We start from the raw sequence: 899 nt of genomic DNA, 5'->3' as shown, positions 1-899 counted from the left end.
GGTTCAAAATGCGATTGACGCCCTTCGTGAGCGCGAGATCGTATGGAAAGAGTCGCGAGGGTCGTACGAGATCGAAGATCAAGCGTGGCTGAATTGGCTCCGCGCCAGAGGCCTGACGTCCTGAAGAATGCGGCAATGCGATGCGCCAGGCGAGCGGTCACCGAAACGACTTGGTGACCTGACCCGGCTGGGCGGCCAAGTCGTGCCGCTCCAGCAAGTGAAGAAATCTCAAGATCGTGCTTTCGTCTGGCAACCGCGCCATGGCATCGTCCAGGTCAGCGAACTCGCGATAGAGCGGCACATCATGAAGCGCTTCTTCCATGGCCGGATCTGACAGGCCGAACCACTGCTGCAGGAAGTGAACGCGCAACATCGTCCCGATCGGAAATGGTGGGCGTCCGGTCCTTCAATGCGGGGCGGACGGTAGAGTTTTTCCGCGTCGGGTAGCACAAGAAAACGACCCCGCCAGTTTCGAGGCATGCGACGGCGTCGAGAATTGGGGACGCCGCGGTGGGGTCCATGCCCGATGGCATGAAGTTGGGGGCATGCGAAGATTCGCCCAAACCGCTATCACATGCACGCGTCCCTCGCGGTGTGGCCACAACTCCCGGGCGCCTGCCATGGCCGTTGTGACAGCGTGCACATCCCCCTCGCGCAGAAAATGGGTCGTGAACTGCCGGCCTAAACTTCCTTCGTGTCGAATATGAGCATGTCAACACCGGCCTGGGCAAAATTGGCCACGTCAGCTGCTGCGGCGGCGCCCTCAGGCGAAGCCATTGCCTGCTGGAGCGCCGCCAGCGAATCGAAGCTCAGCACCGCAGCCAGGTGAAATGGCGAATCGCCGGCCGGGCTTGCAACCGAGCCGCTGCTGACCTCGTAGCGTCGCAGGCCGGCGATCT

1 protein-coding gene and 1 pseudogene are annotated in these 899 nt (G+C 61.8%); both read right to left on the bottom strand.

Annotation, left to right across the window (positions count from 1 at the left end; genetic code table 11):
• Nucleotides 1-187 precede the first annotated feature (187 nt).
• A pseudogene (locus tag AC1DS3_RS39100) lies at nucleotides 188-406 on the bottom strand (transposase); the annotation flags it as partial.
• Between the two features lie 275 nt (nucleotides 407-681).
• Nucleotides 682-899, bottom strand: a 218-nt coding sequence (locus tag AC1DS3_RS39095; RefSeq protein ID WP_477129422.1) for an EthD family reductase, incomplete at its 5' end; no start/stop codon positions are given.

This window comes from Cupriavidus sp. 01L46 (genome assembly GCF_056399905.1).
Note: the sequence above shows the minus strand (reverse complement) of the source record. Positions and strands in the feature narration are given on the sequence as shown.